This window comes from Muriicola sp. E247, assembly GCF_041358175.1.
In the GTDB taxonomy this organism is placed as follows: domain Bacteria; phylum Bacteroidota; class Bacteroidia; order Flavobacteriales; family Flavobacteriaceae; genus Muriicola.
Genome location: NZ_JBGKBE010000004.1, coordinates 63,142 through 81,264, shown reverse-complemented (window position 1 = coordinate 81,264; position 18,123 = coordinate 63,142). Strand labels below are relative to the sequence as shown.

At 43.4% G+C, this 18,123-nt stretch carries 16 protein-coding genes; 8 read left to right on the top strand and 8 right to left on the bottom strand.

What is annotated here, in order from left to right; translation table 11 throughout:
- Positions 1-60 precede the first annotated feature (60 nt).
- Complete coding sequence (locus ACA086_RS07965) at positions 61-1,101, top strand: quinone-dependent dihydroorotate dehydrogenase (protein ID WP_371002807.1); 1,041 nt, start codon at positions 61-63, stop codon at positions 1,099-1,101.
- On the opposite strand, the gene ACA086_RS07960 is transcribed toward ACA086_RS07965, so the two are convergent.
- On the bottom strand, positions 1,098-1,514 hold the full coding sequence (locus tag ACA086_RS07960) for a Dabb family protein (protein ID WP_371002806.1): 417 nt from the start codon (positions 1,512-1,514) through the stop codon (positions 1,098-1,100). The two genes, ACA086_RS07965 and ACA086_RS07960, sit on opposite strands and share 4 nt — an antisense overlap.
- 66 nt (positions 1,515-1,580) lie before the next feature.
- Here ACA086_RS07960 and ACA086_RS07955 point away from each other — a divergent pair, with 66 nt between their 5' ends.
- Entirely contained in the window at positions 1,581-2,207 is a 627-nt protein-coding gene (locus tag ACA086_RS07955; protein WP_371002805.1) for a LysE family translocator, read from the top strand.
- A gap of 27 nt (positions 2,208-2,234) precedes the next feature.
- Complete coding sequence (locus ACA086_RS07950) at positions 2,235-3,110, top strand: hydroxymethylglutaryl-CoA lyase (RefSeq protein ID WP_371002804.1); 876 nt, start codon at positions 2,235-2,237, stop codon at positions 3,108-3,110.
- 9 nt (positions 3,111-3,119) lie between these two features.
- Here the strand turns inward: ACA086_RS07950 and ACA086_RS07945 are convergent, their stop codons facing one another.
- A complete protein-coding gene (locus ACA086_RS07945) occupies positions 3,120-5,351 on the bottom strand; it encodes a TonB-dependent receptor family protein (RefSeq protein WP_371002803.1) in 2,232 nt (743 codons plus the stop codon).
- Between the two features lie 226 nt (positions 5,352-5,577).
- On the opposite strand from ACA086_RS07945, the gene guaB reads away from it, so the two are divergent.
- Positions 5,578-7,050 carry an IMP dehydrogenase gene (gene guaB, locus ACA086_RS07940; protein WP_371002802.1) on the top strand — a complete coding sequence of 491 codons (1,473 nt, stop codon included), beginning with the start codon at positions 5,578-5,580 and terminating at the stop codon, positions 7,048-7,050.
- A 6-nt stretch (positions 7,051-7,056) separates the two neighbouring features.
- Here the strand turns inward: guaB and ACA086_RS07935 are convergent, their stop codons facing one another.
- Entirely contained in the window at positions 7,057-7,590 is a 534-nt protein-coding gene (locus tag ACA086_RS07935) for a thioredoxin family protein (RefSeq protein ID WP_371002801.1), read from the bottom strand.
- A 103-nt stretch (positions 7,591-7,693) separates the two neighbouring features.
- Entirely contained in the window at positions 7,694-8,935 is a 1,242-nt protein-coding gene (lysA, locus tag ACA086_RS07930) for a diaminopimelate decarboxylase (protein WP_371002800.1), read from the bottom strand.
- A gap of 123 nt (positions 8,936-9,058) precedes the next feature.
- On the opposite strand from lysA, the gene ACA086_RS07925 reads away from it, so the two are divergent.
- From ACA086_RS07925 to ACA086_RS07915, 3 genes are all read left to right on the top strand, one after another.
- Complete coding sequence (locus ACA086_RS07925; RefSeq protein ID WP_371002799.1) at positions 9,059-9,736, top strand: LON peptidase substrate-binding domain-containing protein; 678 nt, start codon at positions 9,059-9,061, stop codon at positions 9,734-9,736.
- A gap of 71 nt (positions 9,737-9,807) precedes the next feature.
- Complete coding sequence (sucC, locus tag ACA086_RS07920) at positions 9,808-11,001, top strand: ADP-forming succinate--CoA ligase subunit beta (RefSeq protein ID WP_371002798.1); 1,194 nt, start codon at positions 9,808-9,810, stop codon at positions 10,999-11,001.
- A 265-nt stretch (positions 11,002-11,266) separates the two neighbouring features.
- The gene (locus ACA086_RS07915; protein WP_369748775.1) at positions 11,267-11,602 is read left to right on the top strand and encodes a hypothetical protein; all 336 of its coding nucleotides are present in this window, start codon (positions 11,267-11,269) and stop codon (positions 11,600-11,602) included.
- Between the two features lie 24 nt (positions 11,603-11,626).
- Here the strand turns inward: ACA086_RS07915 and ACA086_RS07910 are convergent, their stop codons facing one another.
- On the bottom strand, positions 11,627-11,983 hold the full coding sequence (locus ACA086_RS07910) for a DUF1456 family protein (protein WP_369748774.1): 357 nt from the start codon (positions 11,981-11,983) through the stop codon (positions 11,627-11,629).
- Between the two features lie 245 nt (positions 11,984-12,228).
- On the opposite strand from ACA086_RS07910, the gene ACA086_RS07905 reads away from it, so the two are divergent.
- The gene (locus ACA086_RS07905; RefSeq protein ID WP_369748773.1) at positions 12,229-12,657 is read left to right on the top strand and encodes an Hsp20/alpha crystallin family protein; all 429 of its coding nucleotides are present in this window, start codon (positions 12,229-12,231) and stop codon (positions 12,655-12,657) included.
- Between the two features lie 97 nt (positions 12,658-12,754).
- Here ACA086_RS07905 and ACA086_RS07900 read toward each other — a convergent pair whose 3' ends face one another.
- The 3 genes from ACA086_RS07900 to ACA086_RS07890 are packed head-to-tail and all read right to left on the bottom strand — an operon-like array spanning position 12,755 to position 18,122.
- Positions 12,755-14,272 (bottom strand): M20/M25/M40 family metallo-hydrolase, encoded by a 1,518-nt coding sequence (locus ACA086_RS07900; RefSeq protein ID WP_371002797.1) that lies wholly within the window; start codon positions 14,270-14,272, stop codon positions 12,755-12,757.
- A gap of 13 nt (positions 14,273-14,285) precedes the next feature.
- Positions 14,286-16,274 carry an excinuclease ABC subunit UvrB gene (uvrB, locus tag ACA086_RS07895; RefSeq protein WP_371002796.1) on the bottom strand — a complete coding sequence of 663 codons (1,989 nt, stop codon included), beginning with the start codon at positions 16,272-16,274 and terminating at the stop codon, positions 14,286-14,288.
- A gap of 60 nt (positions 16,275-16,334) precedes the next feature.
- Positions 16,335-18,122, bottom strand: coding sequence for a T9SS type B sorting domain-containing protein (locus tag ACA086_RS07890; protein WP_371002795.1), 1,788 nt, complete (start codon positions 18,120-18,122; stop codon positions 16,335-16,337).
- Position 18,123: the final 1 nt, after the last annotated feature.

The window sequence follows — 18,123 nt, the reverse complement described above, 5'->3', positions numbered from 1 at the left end:
ACTTCCAAAGGAACTGAAAATGGTCGTTGAAGTTTGTACTTTTGCCTTTCAAATTGGCTTATGTACCACTATCTCATCAGACCTTTACTCTTTTTAATCGACCCTGAGAAAGTCCATCATTTCTCTTTTACTTCAATAAAATGGTTGAGTAAACTCGGATTTTCCCGGATATTCCGAAAGCTGTATCTCGTGGAGGATAGTCGTTTGGAAAGAGAGGTTTTCGGGTTAAAATTTAAAAACCCTGTAGGTCTTGCAGCAGGGTTCGATAAAAATGCACTTTTGTACAATGAGCTCTCCAACTTTGGTTTTGGCTTTGTAGAAATCGGTACACTTACCCCAATGCCTCAAGCGGGTAATCCTAAAAAAAGGCTATTCAGATTAAAAACGGATCAGGCCATTATAAACAGGATGGGTTTTAACAATGAAGGCGTTGAGGCTGCTGTGGGGCGACTAAGAAAGGAGCACAAGGTATTAATCGGGGGTAACATCGGGAAAAATAAGCTAACGCCTAATGAAAAGGCTAAAGAAGATTATATCATTTGCTTCAGAGCGCTCTTTTCCCATGTCGATTATTTTGTGGTGAATGTGAGTTCTCCTAATACACCAGGATTGCGGGAGTTGCAGGAAAAAGCCCCATTAACAGCCTTACTGAAAGCCCTTCAACAGGAGAATACAAGCCTGGCCAGAGAAAAGAAAACTAAAGAGCGTCCTTTGCTCCTGAAGATAGCACCTGATCTGAGCGATGAACAGTTGTTGGATATCATCGACATCGTCCGGGATACGGCCACAGATGGTGTAATTGCGACCAATACTACCATAAGCAGGCAGGGCTTAAAATCTGATGCAGATTTGGTGAAGGAAGCGGGCGGCCTAAGTGGAAAACCTCTGAAAAGCAAAAGTACGGAGGTGATCTCTTTTCTTCATGAAAAGAGCGGGGGATCTTTTCCTATTATCGGGGTAGGGGGGATTCATTCCCCTGAAGATGCACTAGAAAAACTGAAAGTCGGTGCAAGCCTTGTTCAATTATGGACGGGATTTGTCTATGAGGGTCCGGCCCTGGTAAAAAGAATCAACAAGGCCATTTTGTCTGAAACAAACTAGTGTGTCCAGTAATCTACTACCAGGACATCTTCCAGAAAAGGCCCAATGACTTCCCCAAAAGCTTTATGGTCGGGGTGGGGGAGGTAAGCGTCCCTGTCTTCCTCACTTCGGAAGGTAAGGAAGAAACAATGTGTGAACCCTTTGTCAAGGCCTTCCGGACTGTTATTCACACCCCATTCAAGGGATACAATCTGCGGGATTTTAGTTTTTAAGTCAACAAATGACTGCTGTACTTTTTCTATATCTTTTGAGGTGGAACCTGCTTTGTATTTAAATAAAACTACATGGCGGAGGACACTGTCCTGCTTTAAAACATGGGTTGAACTTATAGCTGATTGACTCATAGCAGAAGCATTGATGTTGAAGGTGAATAAACAGAGAAGTAAGACAACGGTTCCTAACTGAAATTTCATGGTATAATTTTTTGTAATATATAAAAATGTACGTTTGTTTGTTGTGAATACAAGGGGGGAAAGTAAATGAACTATGAGATTTTATGGGCTTTTGCGCTGGCAACAGCATCCCTGGCGATTTTCCCGGGTCCCGATAATATTTACGTGCTTACCCAGAGTATCGTCCATGGAAAAAAATATGGCCTGGCAACTACCGCCGGCCTTATCTCCGGATGTCTGGTCCATACCACCCTTCTGGCTTTTGGTGTTTCTGCCATTATCAGCCTGAATCCCATGTTGTTTTACACCATAAAATTGTTCGGTGCTATCTATTTGTTTTACCTCGCCTTTAAGGTCTGGCGAGCTTCTGCTGATCTGAGAATCGACCTTAATGTGAGCCCCAAAAAGTCCTTAGGGCAATTGTACAAACAAGGGTTTATCATGAATGTCCTCAATCCAAAAGTGACCATTTTTTTCCTGGCTTTTTTCCCCGGATTTCTCTTTAGTGAGTTTCTAAGTACTACGCTGCAATTTTATATTCTGGGATTTCTTTTTATGTTGATCTCATTTACGATATTTTCATTAATCGCTGTTCTGGCGGGATCTATCTCGGGATACCTTCAATCGCACCCCAAAGCACCCTGGGTACTTAAATGGCTTCAAGTATTGGTTTTTTCAGGGATTGGTCTTTACCTGTTATTATCCTATAAATAATGGTAATTTTGAAGAAGTATACTCTCTATGGAAAGGGCCGCTGAAAAGGTAAAGATCATTGAATGTCCGCGTGACGCCATGCAGGGTATCAAGGCCTTTATCCCCACTCAGGAGAAAGTGAAGTATATCCAGGCGTTGCTGGGTTGCGGTTTTCATACAATCGACTTTGGAAGTTTTGTCTCTCCCAGAGCGATTCCTCAGATGGCCGATACGGCTAAGGTACTAGAAGGCCTGAACCTGGAAGGAAGCCTTTCAAAATTGCTGGCGATTGTAGCCAATGTACGCGGAGCTCAGGATGCCTCACAATTTGAAGCGATCGATTATCTGGGATACCCTTTTTCGATTTCCGAAAACTTTCAGATGCGGAATACTCATAAGACTATTGCCCAATCCATTGATATCCTGAAGGAGATACTCAGCATCGCATCAAAAAGCGGAAAGGAAGTAGTAGTCTATATCTCTATGGGTTTTGGGAATCCCTACGGAGATCCCTGGGATGTTGATATAGTGGCTGAATGGACAGAAAAACTCACAGCAATGGGGGTGAAAATCCTGTCCCTTTCGGATACTGTGGGAACTTCTACGCCTGAAAATATTACCTATTTATTTTCTAATTTAATTCCGGCCTATCCCACGGTGGAGTTCGGAGCCCATCTACATACTACTCCGAGCAGCTGGCATGAGAAAATAGATGCGGCTTTTAGCGCAGGTTGTCGCAGGTATGATGGAGCTATTCAGGGGTTTGGTGGCTGTCCCATGGCCAAGGATGAACTTACTGGGAATATGCCTACTGAAAAAATGATGTCGTATTTTACGGCCAGGAAGGCTCAAACCGGGGTGAGCTGGACCGCCTTTGAAGCGGCCCATAATCGTGCTACCCAACTATTCTCCACCTACTATTAAGCTCGCTTTTTAATACTGAAGTCTGACCCCCAGATAAGCCCCTAAGGGATGTCCTGGTCTGAGTCCGGCCGGTACTCTTGATACGGCGTATTCTTCATCCAGAAGGTTGATAAAATTTAGGGTAATACTCGCATTAGGATTGAGGTGATATGCCCCGGCCAGATCCAGCACAAAACTTGAAGGAACCTTTTCATTGTCCGGGATGGAACCCTGCCCGGCTCTGGTTCGGAATTCCCCGTTGTAACGACCACTTAAGTTGAGGTCGAATGAAGAATGTTCCAGAGACAGAATGGTATTGAATTGATGTTTTGAAATATAGGGCATTTCATCCCCTACGGCCACTTCCCCCCAGATGTCTTCAGCGCTGTCGAAGCTGCTTTGGAATTCGGTGTCTGTATATGTATAGGCAAATGTAAGCGGGAGTTTAAAGGCACTTTCGGAAGGCATAAAATCGTAATTTAAAAGGATTTCAATACCTTGTACATTCACCTCTCCGGCATTAAATTGTTCCAGGCTACCTGTACCTCCAGTAGCTGCCAGATCACTTCCCAGAAGATTGCTATAGTCATTGAAAAAGCCAACAATCTCTCCGGAAATGCCGTTAAAAGTAAATCGGGATCCCAGTTCCACATTAATACTTTCCTCAGCTTTCTCATCTTCTCTGCTGGTAGGAGGAGAAAATCCTTTGTGAATTCCTCCAAACACTGAGAACTTATCGAAATTATAATTAAATCCCATCCCGGGGATCCATACGTCGGTCTTATTTTCCCTGACGGATAGCTCTGTCCCGATTCTCTCTATATCATCCGAACCAAAGTTTGTTCTTCCCAGGGTAATATTTTCATAACGAAGCCCGGGAGTGATTGTGAGGTCCTTGTATTTAAACTTGTAGAGGGCAAAAGAAGCAAAAGCCCTGGCATCACTTATTCGGTTGGCATCGGTACCCGGAGTACCCGACGTGGTCCTGATCATATTTCCTTCATTGATGCTATATCCATCAACCCATTGAAAACGGTCTTCCTCATCGTAGTGATACCGCAGTCCGATTTCGATATCGTGGAAGGTATTTTCTCCAGACCAATGGTAGTCGAACTTAGTCTGTAGTCCTTTGGAAATATAATTGCGGTTATTCGCTTTAACCAATAGTGCATCGTTAGGACTGTCTACAGCACCGGTAATGACATCAAAATATTCTTGATTTCCTGATGGATCTGCCAGGATTCCCGATACACCCCGACGGTCCCCGTCAAGGCTAACGGCGTCCAATTTATACCAATTCCTGCTGAAACCATTGTAATACGCGTGCGTGGTAATATGAAAATTATCACTGAATGCCAGGAGATGGGTGAGCAAAAACTGTTTGTGGTCATTGACCATTTCATCTTCCTGTGTGCCTGAATATCTTCTAAAGGGAGTCGCCTCAAAATCCGAATCTGAAAGTCCGACATAGGTTTCATTAGACGTTTCATCGGAATATTGAAACTTAAACTCCAGCGATTGCTGAACTGATGCTGCCCTGGACGTATTTACCCTGAATTTTGCCACAAGGTCGTTTTTATCAAACCCTGTATTCGCCCGGTTGTCAAGATCTTTAAATCCATCCGAATTGAAGTTCAGATATTCAACCATATACCCAAACCGTTCTTTTGAGTCTCCAATTTTAGCATGTAACCTGCCGCTGTTGTAATTTCCATAGGAAGCAGATAGAAAAGCCTTGAAGTCGTCAGGAATTTCAGTTGAAAGCATATTAATGGCTCCCCCGGTTGTAAAGGGGCCGTATTGAACCTGACTGCTACCTTTCAGGATTTCCACTGCCTGCATTCGTGCAACGGAGGGGAAATAATAGGCAGCAGGAGCACTATAAGGTGCAGGAGCTATCAAAACCCCGTCTTCCATCAAGGTAATCTTTGCACTTCGCTCCGGAGAGGTCCCTCTCAGACTGATATTCGGGCGTAGCCCAAAACCATCTTCTTCATAGATCGAAACTCCGGGAACGGAGCGCAGAACTCTGTTTATATCGGTATAATTAAAGGTCTCGAGTTCCTGAGGGGAAATGTAGTAGGCCGAACCAGTCCTGTTCTTTGCCTGGTATTTACTCCCCAGGATTACATTGGCAGACAAGACAACTTCATCGAGGCGAATCAGGCTTGAAGTTTTCACACCTTGCAGAGAATCATTTGTCTGGGCAAAAATTGAAACTGTAAAAAGGAGGGCTGAGAATAGGGATATGTTCCTGTACATATTATTTAGACTAATTAAAAATAGATGACTTTGAGAAGGCAAATCTAAATACAAATTGTAAAAAATAAAAGTTATTTAGATTATTTCTAAATAAAAATTTGTTAGATTCTCTTTTTCAAATGATTAGCAAGGATGTTGATTATTAAGGGAGGATTATAATCCGTATCGGATAAAGTGCAGACCGTAAAAAAATGCGTATATTTGCCCGCAATTAATCCCTAATTGCATGGAAGCCCACCTCAATAAAATTCTTGGAGAAGGTCTCACTTATGACGACGTACTCCTAGTTCCCGCCTTTTCTGAAGTCCTGCCTCGCGACGTCAATATTCAGACAAAATTCACAAGGAACATTACCATTAACATTCCCATAGTTTCAGCTGCCATGGATACGGTTACCGAATCTAAAATGGCTATAGCAATGGCAAGGGAAGGTGGTATAGGGGTACTTCACAAAAATATGAGTATTGAGGACCAGGCCGTAAAGGTGCGCAAAGTTAAACGGGCAGAAAGCGGAATGATTCTCGATCCTGTAACCCTACCCAAAGATGCTTTGGTAAGGGATGCTAAAGCCAATATGAAGGAGCACAGTATTGGGGGAATTCCAATAGTGGATAAGGACCAGAAACTCATTGGAATTGTAACCAACCGGGACCTGCGCTTTGAGAAAAACAACGAAAGACCCATCTCGGAGGTCATGACCACTGAGAATCTGGTAACTGTTTCTGAAGGTACTTCCTTAGGTCAGGCAGAAGATATTTTGCAGGCCAATAAGATTGAAAAATTACCTGTAGTGAATGAGGATTATAAACTGGTGGGGTTGATTACATTCAGGGATATCACAAAACTCACTCAGAAGCCAATTGCCAATAAGGACAGATACGGCAGGTTAAGGGTAGCTGCCGCCATAGGTGTTACTGCTGATGCACTGGAACGGACTACAGCACTTGTTAATGCCGGGGTCGATGCCATTGTGATCGATACCGCACACGGACACTCCAAAGGGGTTGTTCAAATTCTAAAAGAGGTAAAGAAAAAATTTCCCTCTCTAGAAGTCATCGTGGGTAACATTGCTACAGGAGATGCCGCCAGGTATCTTGTGGAAGCCGGTGCTGATGCTGTAAAAGTGGGAATAGGTCCCGGTTCAATATGTACAACAAGAGTAATTGCCGGAGTTGGTTTTCCACAGTTCTCTGCTGTACTTGAGGTTGCGGCTGCTATAAAAGGAAGTGGAGTGCCTGTTATTGCCGATGGTGGTATACGATACACCGGAGATATTCCAAAAGCCCTTGCAGCGGGAGCTGATACGGTTATGCTTGGATCCTTGCTTGCAGGAACCAAAGAATCACCCGGGGAAACCATTATTTACGAAGGGCGTAAGTTTAAATCCTACAGGGGGATGGGGTCTGTTGAGGCCATGAAAAAAGGTAGTAAAGACCGCTATTTCCAGGATGTGGAAGACGATATAAAAAAGCTGGTACCCGAAGGTATTGTTGGCAGGGTGCCTTACAAGGGTGATCTTTTCGAAAGTATCCACCAGTTTGTGGGCGGACTAAGAGCTGGGATGGGTTACTGCGGAGCTAAAGACATTCCTGCCTTACAAGACAAAGGCCGGTTTGTAAAGATAACCAGCAGCGGGATTACAGAAAGTCATCCCCATCACGTTACCATTACCAAGGAATCTCCTAATTACAGCAGATAAAGTGGATTATTTGCTTTGTCCGCTATAGGTTTTCCAATCGATATCCTTATAAATATCTTCTCCGAAATAACGGGCAATATTCAGGAAAGGTCCGGGCTTCTGATAGCCGGGTACCGGTGAAAGCATGTTGAGCTTTTCATCCAGGAAGACCACAGTTGGATAACTTAATCTTCCCTGCAGTAAAGCAGCAGCAAATTGGTGATACCCCCTTCTTCCTGAAGGCACAAAGTTGTATGTTTTCCCTTTAAATTCTATAGGTTCCTTTCCTTCACCATCCATTTTAACCATATAGAAGTTTTCATTCATATAGGCCGCAACCTGAGGATTTTGAAAAGTGTCTTTGTCCATTCGCTTGCACCACCCACACCAGTCGGTATAGACATCGATAAATACTTTTTTGGGATTCGCATCGGTACTGGCCAGTTCTGTTGCTTCCTGCCAGGTCAGCCATTCCACCTGCTGTGCCATCGCTTGATGCATATTACCTCCTAAAAAAAAGGCAAGTGTTAAAAGAAGGGTGGATGTGTAAATCTTTTTCATAGGTGTTACTTTTGACATATAGTCGTATTTCTATCTATAAAATAACGAATTTGTCCCTTCTTTATTTTAATTCGACATGCGAATAACCGGTGTTGAATGGCCTTTATTTGGCAATGACCTTATCTTGCTGAGGCTGGAACAGGCTTGGATGATCTACCTGATTCCTCACTATATCCTCGAAGGTCTCCCGCGCCCGGATGAGATGCGACTTTCCATTGTACCAGAGTACTTCGGCCGGACGATACCTCGAATTGTAGTTACTGGCCATAGTAAAACAGTAGGCACCGGCGTTACGGAAACAAAGAATATCACCTTCCGTAATTTCATTGATCCGGCGGTTGTTGCCAAAGGTGTCTGTTTCACAAATATACCCCACAACGGAATAATACCTTTCCCTTCCTTCAGGGTTGGAAATATTGATGATCTCATGGGAAGCCCCGTAAAGCATAGGGCGGATAAGGTGATTAAAGCCTGAGTCCACACTGGCAAATACCGTTGAGGTCGTCTGTTTTACCACATTTACTTTGGCGAGAAAGTGTCCTGCTTCACTGACCAGGAATTTCCCCGGTTCAAAGGCCAGTGTCAGGTCCCTGCCGTATTCCTTGCAGAACTCATTGAATCTGCCTCCCAGTTTCTGACCCAATTCCTCCACATTGGTTTGTATGTCACCTTCCTTATATGGCACTTTAAAGCCACTGCCAAAATCGATAAATTCCAAATCTTTAAAATTCCTGGCTGTTTCAAAGAGAATTTCTGAGGCATAGAGGAAGACATCGATGTCGAGAATATCACTTCCTGTATGCATGTGAATCCCGTTGATATTCATTTTGGTCAGTTCTACAATCCTCAGAAGATGGGGAATCTGGTGAATGCTGATTCCAAATTTCGAATCGATGTGACCCACGGATATTTTTGAATTACCCCCCGCCATGACATGCGGATTGATCCTGATACAAACCGGAATATGGGGATGTTTGGTCCCGAATTGCTCAAGAATCGACAGGTTATCAATATTAATACGTACCCCAAGCTGGGTAGCCTCCTCAATCTCTTCCAGAGAAACACCATTTGGAGTGTAAATAATATCTTCAGGAGCAAATCCTGCAAGTAGTCCGAGTTTAACTTCCTGAATGGAAACAGTATCCAGGCCACTGCCCAGGCTGTTCATCAGTCTCAGAATGGTCATATTTGACAAGGCCTTGGCGGCGTAATTCAATTTCAGTTTTGGAACACCGGCAAAGGCATCAGACAGCCTGTTGAATTGCGAAGTGATTTTTTCGGCATCGTAAATGTAGACCGGAGCACCGTATTCTTCGGCAATCGCAATGAGATCTGTATTCTTCATAAAAGCATATTTGGGGTAAAACTAATCTTCTTCAGGGCACTACCCAAAAATAAATCAGTATAATTAGAAAAATACAACAAAAAGTTATATTTAAAACAATATTCTCTCCGGATTCCGCTTGCTATGGAGCATTCCACTTCGTATTTTTACGAAAATCCACATGTGAAACTACCCTTCTTTCCATTACAGACAGTATTCTTCCCCGGGGAAACCGTACCCCTTCACATTTTTGAGGAACGCTACAAAGAGCTTATCCACGATTGCAGAAAGGAGGCCATCACTTTTGGTATACCAGTCTATATTAATGACAGAATTATTTATGGTACTGAAGTTCAACTGGTTGAAGTAGTTACCACCTATGAGAACGGATCCATGGATATCACCTGTGTGGCGAGACAGGTATTTCAGGTAATGACCTTCGAAAATGAAATGGAAGGGAAGCTATACGCAGGAGGGGTGGTAAAGTTTATTGAAAACATCAATGACGGGGATATAGAAACCAAGAATGTAGTTCTCGACGGGATCCAGGAATTATATAACCTGATGGGGGTTCCGTTCGACAGGATACCGGCAGAAAAATTCAATCTCTTTATGCTGGCTCATAAAATGGGGCTTTCCTTCGAACAGGAACACGAATTGCTCCAGATTACAAGAGAGAGTGAACGACTTGCCTATATAAAAAAGCATCTCGATCAGACCATAAAAGTATTAAAGCAGGTGGATCGTACCAAGACCCTCATTGAAATGAACGGTCACTTCAGAAATTTTGACCCTCTCGATTTTAAAGACTTTAAAGTATAAGAAGCGGATAATTAAATATGGTAACTCCGCTTTCTTTTCTATTTTTGCACTCAACTCACTAAAACAACCTTATGAATCTTCACGAATATCAGGGAAAGGAAATATTAGCCAGCTTTGGCGTACGCATTCAAAGAGGAATTGTAGCACATAATGCTAAAGAAGCCGTAGACGCAGCCAAGCAACTGACATCGGAAACAGGAACCTCCTGGCATGTCATAAAAGCTCAGGTCCACGCCGGAGGAAGAGGTAAAGGCGGAGGAGTTAAATTAGCCAAAAACCTGAAGGAAGTCGAAAATATAGCCGGACAAATCATAGGGATGAATCTGGTTACTCCCCAGACTTCAGCCGAAGGGAAAAAGGTGCATCAGGTACTGGTTGCCGAGGATGTCTACTACCCGGGCGACAGTGAGACCAGTGAGTTTTACGTCTCTGTCCTGCTCAACAGATCCAAAGGGCGTAATATGATTATGTATTCCACAGAAGGGGGAATGGATATAGAAGAAGTAGCTGAAAAGACGCCTCACCTGATCTTTACAGAGGAAGTTGATCCTGCTACTGGCTTATTGCCATTTCAGGCTCGAAAAATTGCATTTAACCTGGGATTATCCGGGACCGCCTTTAAGGAAATGACAAAATTTATATCCTCTCTTTACAAGGCATACGAACAAAGTGATGCCAGTTTGTTTGAAATCAACCCGGTTTTAAAAACCTCCGATGATAAGATCATGGCAGTTGATGCCAAGGTATCTATCGATGACAATGCTTTGTTCAGAAGAAAGCAGTATGCTGAAATGCGTGATTTAAGAGAGGAAAACCCTATTGAAGTGGAAGCCAGGGCCGTTGGATTAAACTATGTTGATCTCGATGGAAATGTCGGTTGTATGGTCAACGGTGCCGGACTCGCCATGGCGACAATGGACCTGATTAAAATGGCCGGAGGGGAACCCGCTAATTTTCTGGATGTTGGAGGAACTGCAGATGCCAAAAGGGTGGAAGAAGCTTTCAGGATTATCCTTAAGGATCCCAATGTAAAAGCAATACTCATCAATATTTTTGGTGGGATTGTTCGTTGTGATCGGGTTGCACAAGGGGTGGTTGATGCCTATAAAAATATGGGTGATGCTATCAAGGTTCCGATTATTGTTAGACTACAGGGAACCAATGCCGAACTGGCCAAGGAGATAATTGATAATTCCGGATTAGCAGTACATTCTGCCGTACAATTCCAGGAAGCTGCTGATAAAGTAAAAGAAGTATTGGCATAAATATAATTCTACCAACCTTATTTATTAAAGGAGATGTTAACCAAACATCTCCTTTTTTTATGCCCATGTTAGTTCAATGTAATGGTTTTTAAGCTTGAGTTAAGGATCAGGTCTGAGGTTTTTTCAGATGTCATCCTTAGGTAACTTCGAATAGTCAAATTGCTTAAAAATATGTTAATCATTAAAATAATTGTAACATCCTTAAATTACAATCGTCTTTTATAACAAATCATCAATCTAATTATTAATCAAAAAACAAACAATCATGAGAAAATTACCTGTAATGCTCGTAGCGGCCATTCTTTTTTCAGCCGGGAATCTTTTTGCAAATGATTTCGAATCTACAGATCCCAACAAAGAACTTGCGATTCAGATCGGAGATCTTTTAAAGGACAACACCTTTGTGCTCAAAGAACAAGACCTTACTGCGAAGGTATTGTTTACCCTGAACCACAAAAATGAGATCGTTGTGATCTCTGTGGATACGGAGGATGAAGTTTTGGAACGATTTGTTAAGAGTCGACTCAATTACAAAACGGTTGAGATACCCGCGTCGAAGGAAGGAACTATGTTCACTGTCCCTGTGAGGATCACAGGATAAACACTGATGTTATCTTAAAAGGCCCTAAGTTTTCTTGGGGCCTTTTTTATTTTTATAAGGAACGGACCCCAGGCCGGTAAATTTGCTTTTTCTCGGTTTTGAAGCTCCTGTGGACTTACTTTTAGTGTCACTGACACTTTTTCCTTTAACTTGAGTAGACTCCTCTTTGGGGCCTCGTAAATGCAGTACCAAACCGTTGAGGAAATTCCTCAGCACCTGGTCTCCGCATTCCTTGTATTTCGGATGCCCCTCCTTTCGGCAAAAGGCTCCTATTTCAGCTTTGGAGATACGAAAATCGACAAGTGCCAGGATATCAACTATTTCATCATCCCTTAACTGCAGGGCTACCCGTAATTTTTTAAGGATATCGTTATTTGTCATCAGATTCTAATTTCAGACAAGGTATTGGAAAAGGATAAGAAAGACAGCCTTTTCTGTTATTTTCTGATAAGGATTTTTCTTTATCCGAATTCCTCAGTTCAAACTTCCTAATCACCTGGATATCATGTCAATAAGACAGTATCATAGAGAGTAAAAATGCCAAAAAGACAGATAATCTCAGTTGGTATATCATTTGTTCTAATAGGAGTAAACAATTAAAAGTTTAACCTTAAAATCATAAAGTCATGAGCATTATAACAAGAAACACCGGAATGTTACCTTCCCTGATGAACGAATTCTTCAGACCAGATTGGATGGGCGGAAGTGAAAATTACGTTGCTACCCTTCCTGCCGTAAACATCAAGGAAGATGATATGGGATTTAATCTTGAATTGGCGATCCCCGGAAAAGACAAAAAAGATTTCAATGTGGAAGTCGATAAGGACGTACTTACCATCTCCATGGAAAGTAAGTCTGAGGATGAAAAAAAGGAAGAGAATTATACCAGAAAAGAATTTTCCTATTCGTCTTTCAAGCGATCTTTCACCATGCCAGACACTATAGATAGTGATAAAATCAAGGCGACCTATAAGGAAGGAATACTGTCGCTTTACCTTCCTAAAAAGGAGGAGGCTTTGCCAAAGCCAAAGCGCATGATTGAAATTGGCAAATAAGAATAGAAGAAATTATGCTTGACCCGTCCTACGGGTTTTCATAATGGTTGGTTTGTTTGGTTAGTTGAGAGGTACCTCATATATTGGGGTACCTTTTTTAATGCGGTTCATTGAGTATGGCCAGACACATCATTATCCCTTCAAGGAAATTTCCCAGTCGCAAATTTTCGTTTGGTGCATGTATACTATTATCCGGATTCGGGATTCGTATTGAAACCGCAGGGACATCCATTGTTTTTACAAAGGGCGCTATTGGTTGTGATCCGCCTGTAGTTCTCATATTCACCAGCTTTGTGCCAAACACTTTCCCAAGAGCTCGATTTAGAAACTCCCCGGTTTCTGAATTCATCTCTGTTCTAAAAGGCCGTGATCCCAGCCTATATTTCAAGCTTGCAATTTTTGGATAAACACTCCTTTCTTCTGCAGTGGGAATACTGTCGACCAGATAAAACCCTTCTTTTCTCAAATGCCTTTCCAGTAGTTCTACCATGCGCTCCCCGGGAGTTTCAGGTACCAGACGCATATCTATTTCAATCTCCACATCCTCCGGAATAATGGTTCTCACTTCTTTCCCTACCCAGGCCGAGCGCAACCCACGAATATTTAAAGACGGGTACTGTAGGGATTCCTGATAGTTATTGCCTACGGCTTCGCTTTTTGAAATCCCAAGCCTCGTTTTAAGGCTATCCTCATTTTCTGGTAAAGACTTAAGTGCAATTTTATCTTGGTCTGATAACACGATCCCATCATAAAAACTGGGAATAAGAACACGCCCATTGGGATCTTTCAGACTCGCAATAAAACGCGAAGCTGCAAATACCGGGTTGGGGGCATAATTTCCGTATTGCCCGCTGTGCAGCGGACTCGAAGGGCCATATATTTTTATGGTGGCTGTTGCAATGCCACGGGCTCCATAGGTGAGGGTGGGCCAATTGGAAATATGCCGCGTTCCATCCATGATAAGTACCATGTCTGCTTCCAGCAGGGACTTATTTTCTTCAACAGCCCGTGCCAGGGTAGGGGAGCCCAGCTCTTCCTGGAAATCCATGATCACTTTGATATTACAAGCTGCTTCCAGAGATCTCTGATGAAAATAATCCAGGGCAGTGATAAAAGCCATAGCCGGACCCTTGGAATCAGAAGCTGATCTGCCAAACACTCTCCACTCAGGATTCAGAGGACCTCCGGCCTGCCAGTTTACAGAATTCCATATGCCCATTTCAACTTTTTCTTTAATCACAGGAATAAATGGGTCGGCCTGTTCCCATTCTGAAGGATCCACTGGTTGGCCGTCGATCTGCAAATAAAAGAGTATAGTTTTTTTATCTGCGGATATCACCTTCTCCGCAAAGAGCAATGGAGCTCCTTCGGTTTTGATTATCTGAGTATCAAAACTGAGACGATTAAATCGATTCTGGCACCATTCAAGGTTTTGGGCTACCTGCTCCGGATCACTGCCGATATTCGGAAGTTTAAGGAATTCAATTAATTCTTCCACTCCCCCGGAAAACTTACCCTGCGCAATCTCCCTTATCTCTGATCCTGATAGTTTTTGACCATTAAGAAATGGAGCAATACAACAAAAAAGAAGTGTAATTATCAGGGAATTTTTCATATTGGAATTTAACTTATTCCTGTTTCTGCAGGACTTTTATTTCATCCCTTAATTGTGCCGCCAGCATAAAGTCGAGTTCTTTCGCTGCTTTTTCCATCGCCTTTCGCTTGGTCCGAATCATTTTTTCGCGCTGGTCGGACGTCAGGTATTCCAAATCCGGTTCAGCTGCCCTTCTCTCCTCTTTGATAAAGTGATAGGTCGATACCGAATTCTTGGCCAGGGCATTGTCCAGGCTCTTATTCAGGGAGGTGGGGGTGATGTTGTTTTCCAGGTTGTATTTTGTCTGTTTCTCCCTGCGATACTTTGTCTCATCGATGGTCTTTTGCATACTGACAGTGATTTTATCCGCATACATAATGGCCTTCCCGTTTAAATGTCTTGCAGCCCTACCTACCGTCTGGGTTAAGGAACGGTTGCTCCGAAGAAAACCTTCCTTGTCGGCATCGATAATGGCCACCAGGGAAACTTCTGGTAAGTCCAGTCCTTCCCTCAAAAGGTTGACTCCTATCAACACATCAAAAATCCCTTTTCTCAGGTCCTGCATTATCTCAACGCGTTCAAGTGTATCCACATCACTATGAATATAGCGGCAGCGGATATTGATCCTTGTCAGATACTTGGCAAGTTCTTCGGCCATACGTTTGGTAAGTGTGGTGACCAGCGTACGTTCATCTTTTTCAACCCGTTGCTGAATTTCCTCTACCAAATCATCAATTTGATTCTTGCTCGGACGAACTTCAATTTCAGGATCGAGTAGTCCCGTGGGTCTGATGACCTGTTCCACATATACCCCCTGACTATGTTGCAGTTCATAATCTGCCGGGGTGGCACTTACAAATATGGTCTGTCCCTGCAGGGCCTCGAATTCTTCAAATTTCAGCGGACGGTTATCCATAGCCGCCGGCAGGCGAAAACCGTAATCCACAAGGTTTTCCTTTCGCGATCTGTCTCCTCCGTACATTGCGTGCACCTGGGGTATGGTAACATGACTTTCATCCACAATCATCAGGTAGTCTTCAGGAAAATAATCCAGAAGACAGAATGGGCGTGTACCCGGTTCCCTGCCATCTAGGTATCTCGAATAGTTCTCTATTCCGGAACAATAACCCAGCTCCCTGATCATTTCCAAGTCGAAATTAGTACGTTCTTCCAGTCGTTTTGCTTCCAGGGGCTTCCCAATTTCTTTAAAATACTCCACCTGATTCACCAGATCGTGCTGTATTTCATGGATGGCATTCTGAAGGATATCCGGAGAAGTGACGAACATATTGGCCGGATATATATTCAAGGTTTCATAAACTTCAATCAGTGTATTGTTGTAAGGGTCAAAAGCCTCTATTTCCTCAATCTCATCCCCGAAAAAATGTATCCTGAAAGCATTGTCGGCATAGCTGGGAAAAACGTCTACAACATCGCCTTTCACCCTGAAATTTCCATTCTTGAAGTCGGCTGTCGTTCTGGAGTACAGACTCTGCACCAGTTGATGCAGAAACTTTGTACGCGCTATCACCTGATCTTTTCTGATGGTGATCACATTTTTTTGAAATTCCACGGGATTTCCAATACCGTAAAGACAGGAGACGGAAGCTACTACCAGTACATCCCGTCTGCCGGATAACAGGGAGGAGGTGGTACTTAGCCTCAATTTTTCTATATCTTCATTGATCGAGAGATCTTTTTCAATATATAAGCCACTGGTGGGGATATACGCCTCTGGTTGATAATAGTCGTAATACGACACAAAATATTCCACGGCATTCTCGGGAAAAAACTGTTTAAATTCTGAGTACAATTGAGCAGCCAGTGTTTTATTGTGGGCCAGGACGAGGGTTGGTTTTTGTACCTCTTCTATCACATTGGCAACAGTAAAAGTCTTCCCAGACCCCGTCACTCCCAGCAGTGTCTGATAGTGTTCTCCTTCCTGTATTCCGGAGACTAACTGTTTGATGGCTTCAGGTTGATCCCCCGTAGGTTTGAAATCGGAAACTACTTTAAATTTCATAGGATAAAATTACGAAAGTCGGGGCGTTTTCTTCACCTGTAATATCAGATTTTAATCGCCTTAACGGGCCAGGGAGAAATGTCCTGTCATTTCGTTATTTGTGCTCGACCTGGCCCTGAACCAGTAGTCGGAAGCGGGGAGGGATTTACCATTGATTGTTCCGTCCCAACCCCTTGAATTGGGATCAATCTGCACAAGTAATCGTCCATAACGATTGTAGATTTCTATACTGACCAGGGTAATATCTCCCGCGAACTCCGGCGGTATATATTGCCAGTAATCGTTGATGCCATCTCCATTCGGAGTAAAGAACTTGGGAAAGCCTTCCAGGGTGAGATCCTGAACGATCTGCTCTTCGGCAATTCCACATCCATTCCTGTCCCTAACATAAAGTGTATGTGTGCCATAGGGGATACCACTAAAAATGTTGCTGCCCTGGTAGGGTCCGTTAATGTTATCAATTGCGTATTCGTAATCTCCGCCGCCCGAAGCATTTACAACAATTCTTATCCCTGTAGCCTGTTCTGTAACATCGATGGATGAGATCACCGGCGCTTCTGAACTTACCACGCTGAAAACTTGTGAGCTGGGACATTCAAGGTTTCCGCTCTGTGGAATGAGGTTATAGGCTTCATAGCGATAGTCTCCCGGCCCTGAGAAAGTAACATCAGCGGTATCTGATATAAGGGTTTCATTGCCATTCGAATTAATGCTGTACCAGCGATAGCCATCAGCCGTATCAGGACTCGTATATATCAACGGGAATTCATTTTCGCAGCTAGAAATGGTAGCAGGGAAGTTAATTTCAGGATTCAGGGTTATGAGGTCTCCCGTCATCGGATCGAAAAAAGGACCACACCCCTGAAGGGTAGTAAACGACTCCTGCTGGCAGCCTATGGCCTCTCCGGCAGCATTAAATGGTACGATGGTAATAAAGAAGGTGCGGTTGGCTTCTAATTCGAGAATTCCGGTCTGTGTAACCGGGGGAAAAGCAACATTATCCAATACTTCCGCTGTAAATGGGGAGTTTCCAACTGTTATTCGGTAACCGGTTGCTCCCGGTACTGGGGTCCATTCAAGGATGGGCGTAATGGGGACATTGTTGGCTCCATCCGCTGGAGAAATAAGGGAGGTACAACCCGGTAAGGCGGCAATAGCACTGGTACTAAAACTGAATTCCGAACAGGAAACAGCGTCTCCTATAAGATTATAGGCTATGATGTTGACGTAAACAACCGAATTGGGAGGGAATTCTACTAAGGGATTATATGTTAATGTATTTCCAAGGTCGGTGGTGGGAAGCAGATCACCTGCTCCTGAAGAGCTTCCTAAAGTAAGTCGGTACCCTATCGCACCCGGTACATAATTCCAGCTGAGATTGGTTGCCGGGTTCACGTCAATTTGTCCATCAGAAGGAATGGAAAGCTGAGCGCAAGCCGGAATTTGAGTTATAGGAGCTGTTGTAAAGGATTCACTTGAACAAGGAATCTCAAGATTACCGTTCTGGAAATCAAACAATGTAATGGTAACGTAAATAAGGGTATTTTCAGGCAGACCCAGAGGGGGGTTGTAAGTAGTGGCACTTCCCACAAACCTTTGGTCCAGAATGTCAGTGCCCCCGGGGGTTGTACCAAGGGAAATGATATAACCGGGTACATTGGGTACCTGGTTCCAGGAAATGTCCGCATCTACCGCTACGTTTGTCGATCCGTCAAGCGGGCTGGTCAAAACCGTTGAAGGACATACCTGTGCAATTACCTCCAAGCCTATAAACAATAGGAAAAGGAAGAGCCATCCGGAATATTTCCCGGTAGTATTTTTATTCCTTATGTCAGGATTAAACCTCATT

Coding starts and splice junctions, on each gene's coding strand:
- uvrB (WP_371002796.1), bottom strand. CDS start 16,274: ATGAAATTTAAAGTAGTTTCCGATTTCAAACCTACGGGGGATCAACCT.
- ACA086_RS07900 (WP_371002797.1), bottom strand. CDS start 14,272: ATGAAAAATTCCCTGATAATTACACTTCTTTTTTGTTGTATTGCTCCA.
- ACA086_RS07910 (WP_369748774.1), bottom strand. CDS start 11,983: ATGACAAATAACGATATCCTTAAAAAATTACGGGTAGCCCTGCAGTTA.
- ACA086_RS07890 (WP_371002795.1), bottom strand. CDS start 18,122: ATGAGGTTTAATCCTGACATAAGGAATAAAAATACTACCGGGAAATAT.
- ACA086_RS07960 (WP_371002806.1), bottom strand. CDS start 1,514: ATGAAATTTCAGTTAGGAACCGTTGTCTTACTTCTCTGTTTATTCACC.
- lysA (WP_371002800.1), bottom strand. CDS start 8,935: ATGAAGAATACAGATCTCATTGCGATTGCCGAAGAATACGGTGCTCCG.
- ACA086_RS07945 (WP_371002803.1), bottom strand. CDS start 5,351: ATGTACAGGAACATATCCCTATTCTCAGCCCTCCTTTTTACAGTTTCA.
- ACA086_RS07965 (WP_371002807.1), top strand. CDS start 61: ATGTACCACTATCTCATCAGACCTTTACTCTTTTTAATCGACCCTGAG.
- ACA086_RS07915 (WP_369748775.1), top strand. CDS start 11,267: ATGAGAAAATTACCTGTAATGCTCGTAGCGGCCATTCTTTTTTCAGCC.
- sucC (WP_371002798.1), top strand. CDS start 9,808: ATGAATCTTCACGAATATCAGGGAAAGGAAATATTAGCCAGCTTTGGC.
- ACA086_RS07925 (WP_371002799.1), top strand. CDS start 9,059: ATGGAGCATTCCACTTCGTATTTTTACGAAAATCCACATGTGAAACTA.
- ACA086_RS07935 (WP_371002801.1), bottom strand. CDS start 7,590: ATGAAAAAGATTTACACATCCACCCTTCTTTTAACACTTGCCTTTTTT.
- guaB (WP_371002802.1), top strand. CDS start 5,578: ATGGAAGCCCACCTCAATAAAATTCTTGGAGAAGGTCTCACTTATGAC.
- ACA086_RS07950 (WP_371002804.1), top strand. CDS start 2,235: ATGGAAAGGGCCGCTGAAAAGGTAAAGATCATTGAATGTCCGCGTGAC.
- ACA086_RS07905 (WP_369748773.1), top strand. CDS start 12,229: ATGAGCATTATAACAAGAAACACCGGAATGTTACCTTCCCTGATGAAC.
- ACA086_RS07955 (WP_371002805.1), top strand. CDS start 1,581: ATGAACTATGAGATTTTATGGGCTTTTGCGCTGGCAACAGCATCCCTG.